This is a genomic window from uncultured Faecalibacterium sp. (genome assembly GCF_900066275.1).
Classification (GTDB): Bacteria; Bacillota; Clostridia; order Oscillospirales; family Ruminococcaceae; genus Faecalibacterium; species Faecalibacterium taiwanense.
On record NZ_FMFG01000044.1, the window covers coordinates 1 to 18,840 of the forward strand.

The 18,840-nt window shown below is 57.7% G+C and carries 18 protein-coding genes and 1 tRNA gene; 8 read left to right on the forward strand and 11 right to left on the reverse strand.

Annotation, left to right across the window (positions count from 1 at the left end; all coding sequences use genetic code 11):
* Window positions 1-67: 67 nt before the first annotated feature.
* The 7 genes from QZL71_RS11460 to QZL71_RS11490 all read right to left on the reverse strand — a co-directional run bounded on the left by QZL71_RS11460 (window position 68) and on the right by QZL71_RS11490 (window position 9,073).
* A complete protein-coding gene (locus QZL71_RS11460) occupies window positions 68-3,070 on the reverse strand; it encodes a glycoside hydrolase family 3 protein (RefSeq protein WP_294648859.1) in 3,003 nt (1,000 codons plus the stop codon).
* A gap of 53 nt (window positions 3,071-3,123) precedes the next feature.
* Window positions 3,124-5,043: a glycoside hydrolase family 2 protein gene (locus QZL71_RS11465; protein WP_294648861.1), complete on the reverse strand. Its 1,920-nt coding sequence runs from the start codon at window positions 5,041-5,043 to the stop codon at window positions 3,124-3,126.
* A gap of 261 nt (window positions 5,044-5,304) precedes the next feature.
* On the reverse strand, window positions 5,305-6,588 hold the full coding sequence (locus QZL71_RS11470) for a GHKL domain-containing protein (protein WP_207698509.1): 1,284 nt from the start codon (window positions 6,586-6,588) through the stop codon (window positions 5,305-5,307).
* Entirely contained in the window at window positions 6,585-7,295 is a 711-nt protein-coding gene (locus tag QZL71_RS11475; RefSeq protein WP_097774476.1) for a LytR/AlgR family response regulator transcription factor, read from the reverse strand. Before QZL71_RS11475 ends, QZL71_RS11470 begins: the two co-directional genes overlap by 4 nt.
* A gap of 215 nt (window positions 7,296-7,510) precedes the next feature.
* A complete protein-coding gene (locus tag QZL71_RS11480) occupies window positions 7,511-7,807 on the reverse strand; it encodes a type II toxin-antitoxin system RelE/ParE family toxin (RefSeq protein WP_005942795.1) in 297 nt (98 codons plus the stop codon).
* A complete protein-coding gene (locus QZL71_RS11485; RefSeq protein WP_005935267.1) occupies window positions 7,797-8,078 on the reverse strand; it encodes a type II toxin-antitoxin system prevent-host-death family antitoxin in 282 nt (93 codons plus the stop codon). Before QZL71_RS11485 ends, QZL71_RS11480 begins: the two co-directional genes overlap by 11 nt.
* Window positions 8,079-8,996: 918 nt before the next feature.
* Window positions 8,997-9,073: transfer RNA gene (locus tag QZL71_RS11490), tRNA-Val, on the reverse strand.
* A gap of 179 nt (window positions 9,074-9,252) precedes the next feature.
* On the opposite strand from QZL71_RS11490, the gene QZL71_RS11495 reads away from it, so the two are divergent.
* Complete coding sequence (locus tag QZL71_RS11495) at window positions 9,253-9,420, forward strand: FeoB-associated Cys-rich membrane protein (protein ID WP_044953787.1); 168 nt, start codon at window positions 9,253-9,255, stop codon at window positions 9,418-9,420.
* 55 nt (window positions 9,421-9,475) lie between these two features.
* On the opposite strand, the gene QZL71_RS11500 is transcribed toward QZL71_RS11495, so the two are convergent.
* Together QZL71_RS11500 and QZL71_RS11505 are read right to left on the reverse strand one after the other, a co-directional pair.
* Window positions 9,476-9,712, reverse strand: coding sequence for a hypothetical protein (locus QZL71_RS11500; RefSeq protein ID WP_097773792.1), 237 nt, complete (start codon window positions 9,710-9,712; stop codon window positions 9,476-9,478).
* Entirely contained in the window at window positions 9,684-10,046 is a 363-nt protein-coding gene (locus tag QZL71_RS11505; protein ID WP_005942847.1) for a helix-turn-helix domain-containing protein, read from the reverse strand. Before QZL71_RS11505 ends, QZL71_RS11500 begins: the two co-directional genes overlap by 29 nt.
* A 196-nt stretch (window positions 10,047-10,242) precedes the next feature.
* Here QZL71_RS11505 and QZL71_RS11510 point away from each other — a divergent pair, with 196 nt between their 5' ends.
* From QZL71_RS11510 to QZL71_RS11525, 4 genes are read left to right on the forward strand one after another with little or no spacing between them, the layout of a single operon-like run.
* On the forward strand, window positions 10,243-10,860 hold the full coding sequence (locus QZL71_RS11510; RefSeq protein WP_294648863.1) for a LexA family protein: 618 nt from the start codon (window positions 10,243-10,245) through the stop codon (window positions 10,858-10,860).
* A gap of 48 nt (window positions 10,861-10,908) precedes the next feature.
* Entirely contained in the window at window positions 10,909-11,127 is a 219-nt protein-coding gene (locus QZL71_RS11515; protein ID WP_005942855.1) for a hypothetical protein, read from the forward strand.
* Window positions 11,128-11,139: 12 nt separating this feature from the next.
* Window positions 11,140-11,838 carry a tRNA (N6-threonylcarbamoyladenosine(37)-N6)-methyltransferase TrmO gene (tsaA, locus tag QZL71_RS11520; RefSeq protein ID WP_294648864.1) on the forward strand — a complete coding sequence of 233 codons (699 nt, stop codon included), beginning with the start codon at window positions 11,140-11,142 and terminating at the stop codon, window positions 11,836-11,838.
* Between the two features lie 12 nt (window positions 11,839-11,850).
* Window positions 11,851-12,750 (forward strand): LysR family transcriptional regulator, encoded by a 900-nt coding sequence (locus tag QZL71_RS11525; RefSeq protein ID WP_118526697.1) that lies wholly within the window; start codon window positions 11,851-11,853, stop codon window positions 12,748-12,750.
* A gap of 116 nt (window positions 12,751-12,866) precedes the next feature.
* Here QZL71_RS11525 and ugpC read toward each other — a convergent pair whose 3' ends face one another.
* Window positions 12,867-13,982 carry an ABC transporter ATP-binding protein gene (gene ugpC, locus QZL71_RS11530; protein WP_005942864.1) on the reverse strand — a complete coding sequence of 372 codons (1,116 nt, stop codon included), beginning with the start codon at window positions 13,980-13,982 and terminating at the stop codon, window positions 12,867-12,869.
* A 124-nt stretch (window positions 13,983-14,106) separates the two neighbouring features.
* On the opposite strand from ugpC, the gene QZL71_RS11535 reads away from it, so the two are divergent.
* The gene (locus QZL71_RS11535; RefSeq protein WP_118526701.1) at window positions 14,107-14,952 is read left to right on the forward strand and encodes a helix-turn-helix domain-containing protein; all 846 of its coding nucleotides are present in this window, start codon (window positions 14,107-14,109) and stop codon (window positions 14,950-14,952) included.
* 3 nt (window positions 14,953-14,955) lie between these two features.
* Here the strand turns inward: QZL71_RS11535 and QZL71_RS11540 are convergent, their stop codons facing one another.
* Window positions 14,956-16,257, reverse strand: a complete 1,302-nt coding sequence (locus QZL71_RS11540) for an MATE family efflux transporter (RefSeq protein WP_005942872.1) — start codon at window positions 16,255-16,257, stop codon at window positions 14,956-14,958.
* Window positions 16,258-16,462: 205 nt separating this feature from the next.
* On the opposite strand from QZL71_RS11540, the gene QZL71_RS11545 reads away from it, so the two are divergent.
* Window positions 16,463-17,422 (forward strand): carbohydrate kinase family protein, encoded by a 960-nt coding sequence (locus QZL71_RS11545; protein ID WP_005942875.1) that lies wholly within the window; start codon window positions 16,463-16,465, stop codon window positions 17,420-17,422.
* A gap of 213 nt (window positions 17,423-17,635) precedes the next feature.
* Window positions 17,636-18,184 carry a phosphatase PAP2 family protein gene (locus QZL71_RS11550; protein ID WP_005942881.1) on the forward strand — a complete coding sequence of 183 codons (549 nt, stop codon included), beginning with the start codon at window positions 17,636-17,638 and terminating at the stop codon, window positions 18,182-18,184.
* Window positions 18,185-18,840: the final 656 nt, after the last annotated feature.

The window sequence follows — 18,840 nt, forward strand, 5'->3', positions numbered from 1 at the left end:
GCGGCAGCCCGCCCCGCCTTCGGGGCAGGCTGCCGTAACATGGGGTCAGGGATCGTGCAGACCGGAATTACTTCTGGTCAACAGCAGGAGCGGTGTCTGCCAGCTCCTTCTTGCGCTTGAGAGCCTTGCTCAGCTGCCATGCGCACAGCACGGTCAGCACAGCCAGCACTGCGATCAGTGCATAGATCGCAGTCTGCCACCAGGGCAGCACGGTCTTCAGGGTATCGCTTGCAGACCAGCCGTTCATGGCGTTGGAGTTGACCACGGTGTACAGGATGTGATGCATTGCATTGCGCATCTGGGTCACGATGTAGGCATCGTTCTCGTAGTTGGCAGCCTTGGTGGTGTGGATCTTGGGCATCGGGCTGTCCCAGATGTCGGAACCGGCGATCAGGCCGTCCACCAGATCCATGTACTGGCTGGAGCCGGAGAAGTCGGTGATGCACATGCCGCGCATGCCCAGCTCCTCGCGCAGGAAGCCGTTCAGCAGGTTGGAGTTGGCACCGCACCAGGTTGCGCCCCAGCGGTTGAAGCCGGTCATCACGCACCATGCGCCGCCATCCGTGATGGCCTTATCGGCCACTTCCAGATAGATCTCGCGGGCAGTCTGCTCGTTCAGCCAGGTGTTGACACCGCGGCGGCTGGTCTCGGAGTCGTTCAGGGCAACGTGCTTCAGGTAGACATACACGCCCTTGGACTGGATGCCCTGCACCTCGGCAGCGCAGATGGTGCCGGCCACAAAGGGATCCTCGGCGTAGTACTCGAAGTTACGGCCGGAGTAGGCGGTGCGGTGCATGTTGATGCCGGGGCCGTACAGGCCGGAGTAACCCATGGCCAGGCAGTCCTCACCGATGCACTTGCCCACTTCGTTGATCAGGTCCACATTGAAGGTGGCAGCCATGACATCCTCGGAGGTGTAGCACATGGCGGATGCACCGCCGGTCAGGGCAGCGGTCAGGCCCTGCGGGCCGTTCTCGTCCTTGGTAGCGGTCTTGCCGATGGAGGCAGCCGCTGCAGTGTTGTGGAAGCCCAGAGTGATGGTGTTGACCATCTCATCGAAGGTCAGCTGATCCAGCAGGGTCTCCCACTGGGGATCGTCGAAGCCCTTGCCGATCATGGAAGCGAGGGTCAGGCCGTTCTTGGCACCCAGAGTGGGCATCTCGACGCTGTCGGCCTCGGTGCCGTCGTACTGGGTAAAGGCCAGATCTGCAGCCAGCGTTTCGTTGGCGGTCAGGGCGGCAGGCTGGGTGGGAACCGTTCCGGTCCAGTCGGAGCGGCTCATCCAGGTCACGCTGCCGGGAGCATCGCTGCTCTTGTTGGGGTCGGACTCATCGAACAGGTTGGTGATGGCAGTGCCGTTGGCGCTGGCTGCATAGGTGGTGGCATCCAGTGCCTCGTTGGTCCACTTCCAGACCAGAGAAGCATCGCCGTCCTCGGTCATGCGGCCATTGGTGCCGGCCACGGTGTAGCCCTTGGCAGCAAGGATGTTGTTGACAGCGTTGTGAGAATCGGTAGCAGCGGTGAAGTAGTAGTCACCGGCATCCAGAATGTAGGTCTTGGCGTTGTTTGCGTCGTAGGTGCGCAGCTCGCTCTTCTTCACGGTGATGGTCACATCCTCGGAAGCGCCGGGAGCCAGCACATCGGTCTTGGCAAAGCCGCACAGCTCTGCAGCGGCCTTCTCGATGCCGTTTGCCTTGTCGTAGTCGGTGTAGGGAGACTGGAAGTAGACCTGCACGGTCTCCTTGCCGGAATAGGTCTTGCCGGTGTTGGTGACCTTCAGGGTGACGGTGAAGGCATCGTCAGACTCGGTCACATTGAAGTTGCTGTAAGCAAAGGTGGTGTAGCTGTCGCCGTAGCCGAAGGGATAGGCAACGGTAGTGGCCCAGTCATAGTCGCCTGCCTTGGCAGTGCCCATGACCACATCCTCGTAACGGGTCTCGAAGTAGCGGTAGCCCAGATAGATGCCTTCCTGATAGACGCTGTACATGCCCTGCACGTCTGCACCCTCGGTCAGCAGGTTGTACTCTGCTGCGTTGGGGTAGGCCTGGGTGTAGAAGTTGTACATGGCGGGGTTTGCCAGATTGTCGTACAGGTAGGTGTCCACCAGAGAGCCGGAGGGGGTCACAGTGCCGGCGAGCAGCTGGCCCACACCGTTGATACCGGTCTGGCCCACATCGCCGATCCACATGGCGGCATCGATGCCGTAGTCCTCGCCGCAGATGGCAGGGTTGAGGAAGTCCATTTCCAGTGCGTTGGAGCTGTTGATCAGGACGACGATGGATTTGAAGGTGCCGTTGTCCTTCAGTGCCTTCAGGTTCTTCAGCAGCTCGATCTCTTCTGCAGACAGCTCCAGATAGTTGCCGCTGCCCTCGGAACCGGAGATCCAGCTGTCGTTGGTGCCGTTGGTGCCGCTGGGCAGGTCTGCGCCCTCACCGCCGGAGCGGGAGAACACCACGATGGCAGCATCGCCGTACTCGGCAAAGCTGCTCTCGGCGCTGGACAGTGCGCTCCACGGAGCTTCATTGACAGCGTACTGGGTGTTTGCTTCCAGCGTATCCGAGATGGAGGCCGGGGTAATGCGGCTGTAGTTCTTCATCATGCTGTCGGACTTGTACAGATCCCACAGCGTCTGGTTGACCTGAATGCCCTGAGCTTCCAGTGCTTCCTTCAGGTTGGGGGCCTTGCTGGTATCCACGGAACCGGAGCCGGTGCCGCCGTACATCAGGTCCACAGAGCCATGGCCGAACAGGCTGACCTTGGCGCTGTCTGCCAGCGGCAGAGCAGCGTTGTCGTTCTTCAGCAGGGCAGCGCCCTCGGCCTCAACGGTGGCGCACAGCTCTGCTTCGTAAGCCTCGCGCTCTTCGTCGGAAGCAAAGCCCGCTTTGAAGTATTCGGTATCTTCCGTAGTGTTGCCCTTGATGATCTTATAGGTCGATGCATTCAAAGCAACGTTCAGGGTGGTGGCGTACTGATTTGCGATCATGTTGCCCACGATGGCGGCGATGGTCAAAATCGCCGTCAGCGCAGTGAGCACCGACCACAAACGTACTTTGGGTTTCTTGGTATTCATTGGTTCTCCTCCTTTTCATTTATAACAACCGCCAGACAGCGGAATGTCCTTGTTTATACCCAGTTTGCACTCTTGGACTTGGTCTTCACCAGCTTGTAGCTGGGGTTCGGCTCTGCCACATTGCAGAAGGATGCGGTGTCGATGCAGTCGCCTGCAACGGCCTTCAGCTCCACCTTGCCATGCAGCGGCACGCGGAACCTGAAGATGTGCTCGCCGGTCTGCTCTGCCAGCTTTTTGCCGTCCGCATACAGGGCGACGGTGTGCTGGTTGGAGTAGACCTTGACCTCGATCTCCTTCTCGGTGCGGTCGGTGAACCGCTTGGAGCAGATGTGGACGAAGTTTTCCTCGCTCCACCATGCTTTATAAAGGTAGAAACTGTCCTTTTTGGTCTTTCGGTCAAAGGTGACAAGGCCCTTGTGGTTCATGCCCGGCTCGCCGCCCTGATCCCGGGCATCGGCTGCAAAATCGAACATGTTCCACACATGGGTTGCCCACAGCCACGGGTGGCGGTCAAAGCACTTCAGCATATACTCGTGGTACTTGGCCTGATATTCCTCGGTGTGGTCGCCCCGGCGGGGGTGGGCACTGTGGAGGTTGGGCATGCCCTCGGCACCGTACTCGGAAAAGCCCAGTGGACGGTTGGGGTACACCAGATGGAAAAAGTTCATCCACAGGTCGTTCAGGAACAGGCCCGGCACATACCAGCCCAGATACAGGTTCCAGCTGACCAGATCGGTGATGTGCGCCACCGGGTTGAAGGGGCCGCACATGGCGTAGCAGGCCAGCGTGGTCAGGCGGGTGGGGTCCATCTTGTGGCACAGTTCGTTGAGCACCCGGTGGTTGTCCAGCATATCCGCCTTGTCCTTGGTGGAAATAGTGATCTCGTTGGACACACCCCAGCAGACGATGGAGGGGTGGTTGTAGTTCTGGTGGATGAGCTCCTTCATCTGGCTGATGGTATTTTCCCGGCCATTGGGCAGATGCTCGGAAATGTAGGGGATCTCTGCCCAGACCACCATGCCGTACTGGTCGCACAGGTCGTAGAAATACTGGTCGTGCTGGTAGTGCGCCAGCCGGACGGTGTTTGCACCCAGTTCCCGGATCAGCGCCATGTCCTCATCGTGCATCTCCCGGGTGATGGCGTTGCCCAGACCCTTGCGGTCCTGATGGCGGGACACACCGTGAAGGGGATAGGGCCTGCCGTTGAGGAAAAAGCCCTTCTTTGCATCTACAGAGAAGCTGCGCAGGCCCACCTTGGTGGTCACTTCATCCACCGGCTTGCCGTCCTGCAGCAAGCGGACGACACAGGTGTACAGGTATGGGTCCTTCACGCCGTTCCACAGGTGGGGAGCATCCAGATGGAGGAAAGTATTTTCGCCCTCGCCCTTTGCAGCGGTGCGGCCCTCGGCATCCAGCAGCTCCACCGTCACGGTGCCGCTGCCTTCCACCAGCGTTTCCACCCGGATGTCGGCGCTGCCCTCTTTCAGGGTGGGGGTGATCTTCACGCCGGTATCGCCAAAGTGTCCCAGCGCAATGTGGTTTTTGTTCACCACCAGCAGGCTCACATCCCGGTAGATGCCGCCGTAGAAGGTGAAGTCTGCTTTCTGGGGGTAAACGCGGTCGTTGACGCTGTTGTCCACCCGCACCGTGAGCTGGTTCTCTGCCTGCAGCAGTTCCGTGACCTCTGCCCGGAAGGTGGAGTAGCCGCCGTCATGGGTGCAGAGCTGCTGACCGTTCAGCAGCACGGCGGCGCTGGCGTTGACACCCTCGAACTGCAGCCACACCTGCTGCTGTGCCGGGTCGTACACCGGTGCTGCAAAGCGGGTGCAGTAGGTGCAGCAGCCCCGCCAGTAATCGTTGCCGCCGTCCTGACCGTCCTTGGCGTTCCATGTATGGGGCAGCTCTACGGCGGTGGTAACGCCGTTCGGGCCGGTGAACTGCCAGTCCTTCATGAGCTTTGCAATACTACGCATCCGATTCCTCCTGTTTTTGCTGTGGTACAGTGATTTTTTTCGTTTTTCGCTCTTTGTCATTATTTTATCAGAGTGGCCGTATTTCGCAAGATGCGTGCGAAAATCGGTCGTTTTGCGTGCGCATTCGGTTTTGGACTGCCAAATGTAAACTGATATATTTGTAAGTTTTTCACAAGCAGATGTATCCAACAAGCCGCAAAAAGAAAACCGCCGCAGTCCTTCCGTTTCCGGAACTTCTGCGGCGGCTGCCGTTTTCTTAACTTATTTTTGCAGCGGAAAGATGATCTTTTCCGCAAAAAACTCGCCCTGCTCTTCCAGAGTCAAAGTGCCTTTGTACTTCTGCACGATGCGCCGGATCACCTTCAGCTCGTATTGTGCAGAGCGGCTTGCCTGCTGTTCCGGCGGGCGCAGCGGGCTGATGATGTTCACCACCACAAAACCCTGCCGCACACAGACCAGCAGATCGATGACCCTGCACTCTGGCCGGGAGATCTGCACGGCGCTTTCCACGGCGTGATCCAGCGCATTGGCAAACAATGCGTACAGATCCCCCGCTTCAAAAAAGCCCAGACAGCTGCCGTTTGCCACGGCGTTCAGCTGGATGCCCCGGGACTCGCACAGCAGGCTCTTCTCGGTCAGCACCACATCCAGCACCTCATTGCCGGTGTTGCGGTTCGCGTCATACAGGCGGGCCGCGCGCTCGGCCTCATCAATGCGCTCCTGTGGTACCGCTTCGGGCGACAGCTTGCGGAGATTGGCAATCTGCACTTTCAGCTCATGGCAGCGCTTGTTAATGATCTGCACGTTCTGCCGGGCCACCTGATACTGCTGACGCTGACGCTCGTACAGCAGGTTCAGTTCATTCATCTCTTTTTCCATGGCAGACTTCTTGAACAGCTCACTCTGAAAATACAGCAGGGTGATAAAATAGAACTGCCCGATCAGAATGGTAACGGTAAGGCTCAGCGGAGTATGTTCGGTGCGGGCATTGTCCAGCACGGCGGCCTGCACCATGAACAGGATGCCAATGAAGAACGCGCTGAACAGCTGCCGGGGCCCGATGTTGTATTCTCCTTTATAAGGAAGCTGCCGTGCCAGCAGGATGTACACCGCCGCAAAGAATACCGCCCCGGACAGCAGCTGTACCAGAACCGCCCAAGGGGAAGCCATGTTCAGCGGGTGTCCATACCGGGTAAACTGCAGCTCCAGAAAGCACCAGCTCTCGTAGGCGCACTGCGCGATGAGCAGGCTCCATACTGCGCAGTACAGGGCACCTTTTTTATTGATATCCGTACACAGATAGATCATCCCGCCCAGCAGCGCAAAAAAGGAGATGTAAAGCACCAGCAGCAGGAGCTGCTGCTGCCACAGTGTTGTGGACTGTGCCAGAGGGTCCAGCAGCTGCGCCAGCAAAAGCAGCGGGAACAGCATCCCGCAGGCGCGCGCCCAGAAATGGGAGCGATGCCGCAAAGGCAGACAAAAGACCAGCGCCGCGCCCCAGCGCAGCAGCGCCCGGAGCAGGCTGTTCAGCAGCGATGTGGTCACAGCACACCTCCCATGTAGGACGCTACTGCGGTAAGAAAGGCCGTACGCTGCCGTCGGCTGATCTCCAGCCGGTCGTTTTTCACAAGGGCAAAGTCGTTTTCAATGCCCTTGACGTAGGCCAGATTGACCAGATAGCATTGGTTGCAGCGGACAAAATGATACTCGGCAAGCTGCTTTTCGGCACTTTGCAGGCTGGCGCGTGCCGCGAACTCGCCTTTGGAGGTGTGGTAGTACAGCATCCGGCTGTGGGTCTCCAGATAATAGATATCAGCGGTATCCAGCAGCTGGATGCCGCCGCCCGCCAGCTGCAGCACCACCTGCCCGCCTCTGCGCCGCTGCACCCGCTGGATGGCGCGGGAAAGCTTGGTGCAGAACTGATAATAGTTCACCGGCTTCAGCACATAATCCAGTGCATCTACCTCGTAGCCCCGGATGGCATACTGTGCCATGTTGGTCACAAAGACCAGCACCACATCCGCATCCGCGGCCCGGATGGCTTCGGCCGCTCCAAAACCGTCCAGCCGTGGCATCTCCACGTCCATAAAAATAATGTCGATCCCCGGCGTATAGTGCTCTGCGATCTCGGCACCGTCTGTGATGAGACTGATCTCCACCTGCAGGCCCTGCTCCTGCGCATATTGCCGGACGAACCGGTTCAGGCTTTCCCGTGTTTCTTCCTGATCCTCTACGATCGCAATTTTGAACATCCTGCACCCACCTTCTCACTGCGTCTGATCGCCGTATGGCTCTTTTTATTGAAACACACTTTTCTATGAAATGCAATGGAAAACCTTGTGGGGAAAACAGGTGCGGTTCTCGTCCTGCTCTGACGTGGGTTAGTGGATGGCGCAACAAAAAAGCCCCAGACAACCGTCTGAGGACTTTTGCGGCAGAGCACTGCCAAGGGCAGGCGAACCTGGATTTATTCCAGATACTGCGGCAGATTCCACGCACCTCGCAGCACACGGTGGACCTCCACAGTCTTTATTTCATCGTTGACGCGGTAAAATACAAGATACTGGTCAACGACCATCCTACGGTAAGCAGGGTCGAGGCGGTAGATCTCGCACATTTTCGGGGTATCGCCCAATTTTGTGATCTTCTCCCGCAGCTCTTTCAGTACGCGGCTAGCTGTTTTAGGGTAAAAGCCAGACAGATATCGGGCGATATCGTTCAGGTCCTGTACAGCAAGGGGCAGATATTTGATTTTATACGTCATACTGCTTGCCCAGCGTCTCCCATACGCTTTCGTGGTCTGCCCATTGCGTGTCGGGGTCAGCCGCCTGCTGCTTTGCCTTGGCAAGTGCCTCGGCAACATACCGCTGGTGCAAGAACTCCTCGTACTTGGCGTAGTCCTCAATGTTGATGAGAACTGATTCCCCACGGCCATGATTCGTGATGATCACATGGTCATGGTCTTTGAGCATCTCCGAAATTTCGGCGTAATGGTTGCGCAGGTCCCGGGAAGGGCGAACGAATGTCTGCATCATACGGGACACCTCCTGTCAGGAATATTGTATCACAAAATGACTACAGCTGCAACGGTGACAATAGGGTAAGAATCGTCCCGTGGCCACAAATTTTCAATTCTTGGAAATTTTCTGCCCATCCGGGACAGCTTCTTGTTGGGACGTGCCTGCCCCAAACCCTGCTGGTGAAAATTTTAGTCCCACCGATTTTCATCCGTCCATCTATATTCCGTTTGAGTTTCTTTATCGTTGCACATTGAATGGCATCCATCTTTTCCCCATATTTGACAATGCTCATGTGTGAAATGATCTTCCTGATAGCGAAAATACTCATGGTGGATACAATCCATACAATAGGATGTCAGGCAGATATTGTCTTTATTATCATGTAAAACATCTGTTGCGTTCATAATTTTCCTTCTTTCTACTATGATAGTGTGGTTAATATGTCTTTGCTTATTTTGAGTTACAATCTTTCGTATGCTTCATAATGCAACACCCCATTACGATAATGGGAAGCACAGCTCTCAGCCCAAGGTCACCCAAAAAAGTCACATTTGCATCAAGAACCAATCCTGCAAACCATGCAGCCAAAGTGAAAACTGTTGCCCAACCATATCCCATTATAACACGCCCTTTCATTACGATTCGTTTAGCATGCTCACTGGTTTGAGTATACCATACAGCTTGACAAAAGACCACTGCTATATGTCAGAACTCTCCCTTTTTCCCGCGTACGTACGGACGGACATACGCAGCGATTGACCCGAAACGCACAGTATAGGGGGATGCAAAGCAAAAGGCAGGATACCACCGTCATGGTGATACTCTGCCTTTGCTCGTTTACTGCTCTGCGTACTCTCTCCGCAGAACCTCCGATAAACAAAAAACGTACCCGAACCCTTTTTCATAAAGAATCGGGTTCGAGTACGAACTGTATGGTGGAGAATTAGGGACTCGAACCCCAGACCCCCTGCGTGTGATGCAGGTGCTCTAACCAGCTGAGCTAATCCTCCATATTTTGTTTTGTGCGTTCCGAACTGGAACGTGATTATTATAGCACGGCCTTTTCCAAAATGCAAGCCCTAATTTTAAAAAAATCACACTTTTTGTATCCGCTTTCCGGTTGCCCTTTGATGCCAAATCGTGTATACTGAACACAGAAACTTTCCCACCGGGAAAAGAGGTACAAAAAATGCTGACACTTCGTGGAATCATTACGCTGATCGTTCTGATCGTTCTGTTTGCACTGGCCGTTGTGTGGATCTCCAAGCAGGGCGGCTGGAAGGGCGAGGGCTGCGGCGGCAACTGTGCATCCTGCCACAGCCACTGCGAAAAACAGGACCCGAACAAAAAAGCCTGAGTTCAAAAATGCCCCCGGACATTGCCTGCTGGCAGCGTCCGGGGGCATTCTGCTTTCAGCTTTCCGTCTCGCGGTAAAACACCCCGCGCTCTGCCGCGTACACGGCAATGGTGCTCAGCAGGTCCTGATGGGCTTTCTGGTAAGTAGTACGGCCGATGTGCAGCTGATCGATCACATCGTCCTCCGTGCGGTGCTGTACATAGCGCAGCTCGAACAGATCCGCACGCAGCGGGTCGTTTTGCCGGTAATAGGCAAGGCCCTCCTCAATGGCGGCGCACCAGCTGCGCTCCACCGGGCTTCGTGCACGCTGCCGCATCCCATACCGGTACAGTGCCAGCCGCGTCTGATTTCTCTGCTCGCTTGTCATGTTCTGCCCTCCTCTTTTCATCCGCGCGGCGTGCCAGCACTTCGCGGCGGTTCTGCTCTTCAAAAAAGCAGAGATCCCGCTCGTACATGCTCAGACCAAGCACCGCGCTCAGCCGTTCTGCTTCGCTCAGCTTGAACTGTGTGCGCCCCTGCAGTTTCAGGTTCAGTGCATTGGGGCTGATCTTCAAGGCTCGTGCCACATACTGCATCTTGTACCCACTGGCGCGAATATAATCCCGGATCATTTCAGTATTTGCCATATTCCGCTCTCCTTTTTTCGTATCGGCAATGCCGTTCCACAATCTTTAGTTGTATTATATTCCTGCATTGATTCAGTGTCAACCCATTTTTGCAAATTCGCAGAAAAAAGTTGATTTTAATGCAATTTTTTGGTATACTTCTGGTAACAGCATTCTTTTTACAGAACAACCATACGTTTTTTTAGAGAGGTTTCGCATGTCTGAGCTTTCTACCCGTCTGCATCTGCGCCGCAAAGAACTGGGCCTTTCGCAGGAAGAGCTTGCCCAGCGCATGGGCTATCGGTCCAAATCCTCCATTACCAAGCTGGAAAAAGGCATCAACGACCTGCCGCAGTCCAAGGTGGAAGAGCTGGCAGCCGCGTTGGAGACCACCCCTGCCTATCTGCTGGGGCTGGACACACCCTGTCCGCCGCCGGGCTTTGAGCCGCTGCCTGTCATGACGCAGGTCCCGCTGATCGGTTCCATTGCCTGCGGCACTCCTATCACGGCAGAGCAGAACATTGAACGCTATATCGGCGTTCCCGCCGCGTGGCGCGCTGACTTTGCCCTGACCTGCCACGGTGACAGCATGTCCCCCACCATCTGCGACGGCGACATCGTATGCATTCGCTGCCAGCCGGAGGTGGAGCAGGGCGAGATCGCCGCAGTGCGCATTGGCGGCGAGGCCACCCTCAAGCACTTCCATCGGCAGGGTGATGCTGTGATGCTGCTTGCGGACAATGCCGCCGTCTGCCCACCCATGATCTTTACCGGCCTGCAGCTGGAAGAGCTGCACATTGAGGGCCGCGCTGTCGGCCTGTGCCGGGGGCTGTGAGCCGCCTGCAGTCTTTCAGGCACGTTTCATAAAAGAAGGAGGCTTCTCATGTTTTTCTCCCGCAAAAAGCCTGCCCGTTCTTACGACCCCGCCACCCAGCAGCCTGCACTGCGGTGCAGCATCTGCACCGGGGAGCAGGTGGCCGGTTTCATCTCCCCGGATGGCCATTTTGAGGACGTTCAGCTCATTCGCACGCCTCAGGAACTGGACGCATTCCGGGCACGGTACAGCATCCCGCCGGAATGCCCCCTGAAAAAGATCTATTAAAAGGAGTTCACCATGCCCACTGCACCTGAAGAGATGACCCTGAAGGTCATTGCCCATATCCATACTGCCTTTCCCACCAAGTTCGGCATCCCACGCCAGAGCGGCCTTGTGGACGAGCTGCGCGGCGAGGTGATCTTTACGCCCGAATACCGCAATGCCGATGCCGTGCGCGGTCTGGAAGATTTCAGTCACATCTGGCTGGTGTGGCAGTTCTCCGGCGCGGTGCGGGACAGCTGGTCCCCCACTGTACGCCCACCGCGTCTGGGCGGCAACACCCGCATGGGCGTGTTCGCCACCCGGTCGCCGTTCCGCCCCAATCCTCTGGGCCTTTCCAGCGTGCGTCTGGAAGGCATCGAGCACCGGCCGGACATTGGCCCGGTGCTCATCGTGCGCGGTGCCGACCTGATGGATGGCACCCCCATCTACGACATCAAGCCTTACATCCCCTATGCCGACTGCCACCCGGATGCCGCCGAGGGCTTTACCGGCCAGACCCAGTTCCACCGTCTGCAGGTACAGTTCCCGCCCGAACTGCTGGCACAGGTGCCGCAGGCCGACCGCGCCGCCCTGACCGGCGTACTGGCAGGTGACCCGCGCCCCTCCTACCAGCACGACCCGCAGCGGGTGTACGGCATGGAGTTCGGCCCGGTAGAGGTGCATTTTACCGTGGATGGCGAGGTGCTCACCGTGACCGGCATCGCCCGCCGCTGAGAGGAAGCGTTTATGGAACTGCGGAACATCAATACCTTTTTGCACATCGCCGAGCTGCACAGCTTTTCCCGCACTGCGCGGCAGCTGGGCTATTCCCAGTCGGCGGTGTCCTCCCAGATCGCACAGCTGGAAGCAGAGCTGGGCGCACCGCTGTTCGACCGCGTGGGCAAGACCGTGCGGCTCACCGATGCGGGCCAGACCTTTTTAGGCTATGCACGCACCCTGCTGGCCACGGCCCAGCAGGCGCAGGCTGCCCTGCAGCCCGCCCGGCAGATCAGCGGCAGTCTGCGCATCGCGCTGGCGGATTCGGTGTGCTCCACCTTCCTGCCTGGTCTGCTCAAACGCTACCACGCCCTGTGCCCGCAGGTGGAGCTGGTGCTGTGCACCGCCACTGCCGACGGGATGCTGCAGATGCTGGGCACAAATCAGATCGATCTAGCCTATACGCTGGACCAGCCCCTGCTGCAGCCCAATCTGGTGCTTGCGGCGGATGTGCCGGAGCCGGTGTGTTTTATTGCACCGTCCGCTCACCCGCTTGCCGGGCAGGAAGTCGTTACGCTGGAAGAGCTGCCCCGGCAGGAATTTCTGCTCACTGAGCGCGGCATGAGCTACCGCGACGCTTTGGATCAGTGCCTTGCCGCCCGCGGCCTTGCCATCCACCCTTATCTGGAGCTGGGCAGCGCTGCGCTGCTGTGCCAGATGGTGGAGCAGGGCATGGGTCTTTCCTTCCTGCCGGAGTACATCGTGCGTCCGGCGCTGGCCGCAGGTCGTCTTGCCCGGCTGAATGTGCCGGACTGCACCGTGGAGATGCACCGTCAGCTGTTTTACCACCGTGACAAATGGCTGACCCCTCAGATGAAAGCCTTTATCGAGCTGGTGCGCCAGCCCGCGCCCGGCACTGCCAGCAAATGAAAGGAGCACGGGTCCATTGAAGCGTAAAGCTGAACACACAAACGAAAAACCGCCGAAGGCTTCCCTTCGGCGGTTTTTCTTATGATAGGAGGATCAAAAATGATCGTCGCTAAATTTTAGTTCAGGATGGTCAGCTCGGTCTCGATGTCGAACAGGTGGACCTTGTGGGGATCGAATGCAACGCGGACGGTGTCTCCGTTGCGTGCCTTGGAGGTGGGAGCCACACGAGCGGTCATCTTGTTGCCCTTGTACTCCAGATACAGGTAGATCTCAGCGCCCATCATTTCGGAGACGTCCACCTGAGTATCCAGCTGGCAGTCAGCGTGCTTTGCCATAAACTCGGGCTCGTCGTCGATGTCCTCGGGACGGACGCCCATCTTGATCTTCTTGCCGACGTAAGCATCCAGCTTGCCGTCTGCGGTCTTCTCCTTGGGCAGGGGGATCACGTCGCCGCCCAGATCAACACCGTACAGCTCACCCTTCTTGATCAGGGTGCCGTCCAGGAAGTTCATCTGGGGGCTGCCGATGAAGCCAGCAACGAACATGTTGCAAGGCATATCGTACAGGTTCTGCGGGGTATCGACCTGCTGGATGATGCCGTCCTTCATAACAACGATACGGTCGCCCATGGTCATAGCCTCGGTCTGGTCGTGGGTAACGTAGATGAAGGTGGTAGCCAGCTTCTTGTGCAGCTTGATGATCTCGGTGCGCATGCTGGTACGCAGCTTAGCATCCAGGTTGGACAGAGGCTCGTCCAGCAGGAAGACTGCCGGGTTACGAACCATTGCACGGCCCAGAGCAACACGCTGACGCTGACCACCGGACAGAGCCTTGGGCTTGCGGTCCAGCAGGTGCTCGATCTCCAGGATCTTAGCAGCCTCGTGCACGCGCTTGTCGATCTCGTCCTTCGGGGTCTTGCGCAGTTCCAGACCGAAAGCGATGTTCTTGTAAACGGTCATGTGGGGGTACAGAGCGTAGCTCTGGAACACCATTGCGATATCACGATCCTTCGGGGGAACGTCGTTGATCAGACGGCCACCGATGTACATTTCGCCCTTGGAGATCTCCTCCAGACCGGCGATCATGCGCAGGGTGGTGGACTTGCCGCAGCCAGAGGGGCCGACGAAGATGATGAATTCCTTATCCTGGATCTCCAGGTTAAAGTCGGTAACAGCGGGAGCGGTAGCACCCGGATAGATCTTATAGATGTGCTGGCAGCTGATCGAAGCCATAGTCGTTTGCCTCCATAATTTTTAAGGTTCTCACGCTCTTGACGGCGTGTTCATTCGTTGGTACTATAATAACAGATAATTTTGTGATATAAAATAGCATTTTATTGATTAGAGGTGTCAGATATTGCTTTTTGACTGGAACACCATCGCTTTTCCCGCTTCCGTGCAGGATCTGCAGCTGTCTGCCCCCCTCACCCTCTCCGGCGAAGGACTGTGGGTGTGCCTTGTGTCCAGCGGCCAGTGCTCTGCATCCGTACCTGCTGCCGGGCCGCTGCCGCTGGGTGCAGCGCTCATTTTGCCGCCGCAGTCCGTGCCTGCCGGGCACCTGATCCTGAGCCGTGCCCCGCTGGCCCTTGTGCCGGAAAGCATCTGCCATCTGCTCTGCGTCCAGCTTACCGGGCAGGCGGCTTCCCAGTTTCTGGCCGGGCTGCACGAACTGCCCTTCCTTGCCAAGGGCGGTTCCTGCCCGGCCGCTGCCGAACTGATGGACCGCCTTGCTGAGGAAAAGACCGCCCACAGCCGTGCCCGCAGCCAGTTGGCCTACGCACTGTTGTGTGAGCTGGCCGATGCCGACAGTGCCGCGTCCGCCCTGCCGCCGCTGGTGCAGGCCGCCATTGAGGACATCCGCGCAAACTACGCGGGCCTTTACGGCGTGGAGGAGCTGAGCGAGCGGCTGGGCGTGTCCAAGAGCCATCTGGTGCGCACCTTTACCGCAGCCATTGGCGTGCCGCCGGGCAAATACCTCACCACTGTGCGCGTTGAAGCAGCCCAGCGGCTGCTGCTCCACCGGGAGTACACACTGGACGTGGTAGCCAGCCTGTGCGGCTTTTCCGGTGCCAACTACCTGTGCCGGGTGTTCAAAAAAGAAACCGGCCAATCCCCCGCACAGTGGCGGGCAATGGCCGGTCACGCCGCGCAGAGTGGGCTTTCGCCCGAGGAATCTCTGCGCGAACAGGAGCTTTATATTTAAGGGCTATGCGGTCTGCTTTTTACCGCGCAGCAGCAAAAACAGGGTCAGCACTGCGGTGAGCAGTTCCGATGCCGGGAACGCCGCCCATACGCCGTTCATGCCAAATAGGCGGCTCAGCACCAGCGAGCAGGCCACGATGGCCACCATGCCGCGGCAGATGGAGGTTACGGAGGCTTCCACCGGGCGGTTGGTCGCACTCAGATAGCCCGCTGCCACGATGTTGAACCCGGCAAAGAAGTAGCCCACAAAATACAGCCGCATGCCCATGTGGGCAAACTGCGCCATCTGGGCGGAGCTTTCGCTGTTGAATATGCCCACCAGTGCATCGGTAGCACCAAAGATGATGCCGTACAGCACCGCTGCCAGCACCAGTGCGGTGCAGCTGCCCAGGATGAGCAGCTTTCTGGCACCGGCCTTGTCGCTTTTGCCGTAGCACTCGCTCACCAGCGGCTGTGCGCCCTGTGCTACACCATTGAAGATGGCCGTTGCCACCAGCGCAAAGTTCGCCACCACGCCATAGGCCGCCACCGCCACATTGCCCGCCAGACCCAGCAGCAGGAAGTTGAATACGGTGGTGGTAACGCCGGAGGACATCTCACCCACAAAGCCGGAGATGCCAAGCTGGCAGCTCTGGCCCAGCAGCCTTGCCGAGGGGCGCTGGCGCACGAACTGCACGCTGTTCTCCTTTTTAAAGAAGTGGCGGCTGCAGATGGAAATGCTGATGATGGGAGACACGGCGGTGGCCAGCGCCGCACCGGCCAGCCCCAGACCCATGGGAAACATGAAAATATAGTCGAACACCACATTGAACAGGCTGCTGCTCAGGGTAGCCACCATGGCAAGGGAGGGGTCGCCGTCGTTGCGCACAAAGGCCGACACGATATAGTTGCACATGAAGAAGGGCGTGAACATAAGGAAGATACGGGCATACGGGATGCCCAGCGCCATGATCCCCGCGTCACCGCCCATCAGCCGCAGAAGGCCGCCGGGCGCAAAAATGCCCACCAGCAGGAACGGCACGCTGAGCACACAGGCGCAGAAGATGGCATTGGAAAAATAGCGCTGGCAGCGCTCGTCTCCCTGCGCCTTGAGGATGGCGTAGCGGGTGGCCGCGCCAAGGCCGACCATGGAGCCGACGGCAAAGATGAAGTTGTAGACCGGCAGGCAGAGGTTGAGCAGGGTCACGCCGTCGGTACCCGCCGCCTGCGAGATGAAATAGGTATCGGCCAGAATGTAGCACGAGGTGCCCAGCAGGCCGAAGATATTCTGTGATACATATTTAAAGAACTGTTTTGTCAGGTTCATCCAAGTTCCCTTTCATGGCATTTTTTACGCATACCGGCATATTTTAGCACACCCCAAAATGCAAGTCAACACAAAAACGCCCTGTACCGCGCAAAAAAGCATTGACAGCCCGGGCTCTGGCCCTTACACTGGGAGCGGTCACAAAATCATCCCCCTCGCCGGGGGAAGTCTTTTATTACCAGCATCTTAATTTGGGAGGTTCTCTATGTCCGGCAGCACACTGTTTTCCATTGGCGAAGCACTCATCGATATGATCCCGTCCAGGGTGGGCTGTTCTTTTGACGAGGTTTCCTCGTTCAGCCCGCGCACTGGCGGCGCACCGGCCAACGTGTGCGCCGCCTTTGCCCGGCTGGGCGGCAAAAGTGCTTTTCTGAGCCAGCTGGGCGACGACCCCTTCGGCCACAAGATCGCCCGGGAATTGGAAGCCTGCGGCATCGACCTTTCCCATCTGGCCTTTACCGATAAGGCCAACACGGCCCTTGCCTTCGTCAGTCTGGAAGAGGACGGCAGCCGCACCTTCAGCTTCTACCGCAAACCCTCGGCGGACCTGCTCTATTCTCCGGAGCAGATCGACCCTGCATGGTTCGCCGATGCCTTTGCCCTGCACTACTGCAGTGTCTCGCTGGTGGACAGCCCCATGCGCTACGCCCACCTTGCGGCCATTGCCGCCGCACGCGAAGCTGGTGCTATCGTCAGCTTTGACCCGAACCTGCGCTTCCCCCTCTGGCCGGACCGCGACATGCTGCGCGGGACCGTGCTGCAGTTCCTGCCGCTTTCCAACATCCTCAAAATTTCGGATGAAGAGCTGGAATTTCTCACCGGCACTACGGACATTGAATCCGCCCTGCCGCAGCTGCTTGTGGGCGATGTGCAGCTGGTGGTCTACACCTGCGGCAGCAGCGGTGCCCACGCCTACACCCGCACCGCCCATGGCTTTGCCCCCTGCCGGAAAGTCCGGGCTGTGGACACCACCGGCGCAGGCGACGGCTTCATCGGCTCGTTTTTGTGGCAGCTGGAACGTGACGGCGTGACACTGGAAAAACTGGCAAAGCTCAGCAAAACAAAGCTGAACGAATACCTTGCCTTTTCCAACCAGTTCTGCGGCATCAGCGTGCAGCAGCACGGTGCCATCGACAGCTACCCCACCCTTGACCAGATGCAGTAAAGCATACAATATGCCCTACGTCACAGAACCGCAGGGCTTCTTTTCTATTTACAATTTGTAGTATTGTGTCGCTATATTCCAATTTTGTCCTTTTTCCGGCATCTTTTCTGCCGGTTTAAGATTTGTTTATCCTTTGTACAAGCCTTGTTTTTATTCTCTGCCCGGTTCCATGATACCATAAGGGCAAGAACAACAAGCAGGGAGGCTTTATCCATGTCCTTTGAATTTACCCTTCTGGATGCCTTACAGGCTCTACGCTGTCCGGTGCTGGATGCACTGGCGGTGTTTTTCGATCAGGCCGGTGCCCACGGTGAGATCTGGATCGCCTTCACGGCGGTACTGCTGGCGTTCCGGCGCACCCGCCGGGCCGGGCTGGCCATGGCGCTGGCGCTGGGCCTTTATATGCTGGCGGGCCACTGCGCCTTAAAGCCGCTGTTCGCACGCCCGCGCCCCTGCGACCTCCGGCCGGAGATGCTCACGCTGGTGGCCCGGCCCCATGGCTGGTCCTTTCCTTCCGGACACACATCCTCCGCCTTTGCCGCTGCCTTTGCGCTCTGGCTGCAGAACCGCAGGCTCGGCGCCCCGGCTCTTGCGCTGGCCGGGTTCATCGGCTTCACGCGGATGTACCTGTATGTGCATTTCCCCACCGACATTCTGGGCGGCGTGGCACTGGGCCTTGCATTGGGGGCCTGCGGCTCCCTGCTGGCAGATAAGATCAGCAACAGATGGGCGAAACGCAGCGAAGTAAAACGAACTGTATAAACCAATTTCATCTCGCACTCGTTCTCGCTTTGCTTTTTACATTCAGATGAAGTATATCGCTTCGATTCTATTCGTGAAAAAGAGCCTCGGAAAAATCCGCAGATTTTTCCGAGGCTCAACGAATTATAATAGAATTTCCGCTAAAACAGCCAAAGCGCACGCGGCGGCTATTCCCAATCGTTCTCTTGCATTCAGGTAAAAACAAAAGCAGCCAGCACCGTGGAAAGGAGGATAAAGCGGTGCTGGCTGCGGTATGAGAACTCCCGAACTTTGCGGCGGATCAGGAGGGATTTGGTAGTCTGTCCGCCGTCGTTGGCGATTGCCTGGCATAGGCGGGGGACAGTGTTTTAATAAGTACCTGCTGGGCTGTGCTAGATGCACCAGCCCCCGCAGGTGAAAGCCCTTGTCGGCTTTGGGGAGGTGTCTTTGCATCTCCCTGACTGCACCCTTATACTACCAGACAATCGTGGCATTTCTTTGTGGAGTTTTTGAACAATTTGCAAATAGATTTTCAGGTGTTTTCAAAGGGACTCCAGCTTACCGGGGCGGCGGGCCGGAAGTTTCTCCGAAGACCGTCCGCTGGGGTGGGACCCTGTTGCCCGAAGGGCAATAGGGCGGGCGATGGAATGGCCCGATTCGTGTCTGAGGAGAAAGCT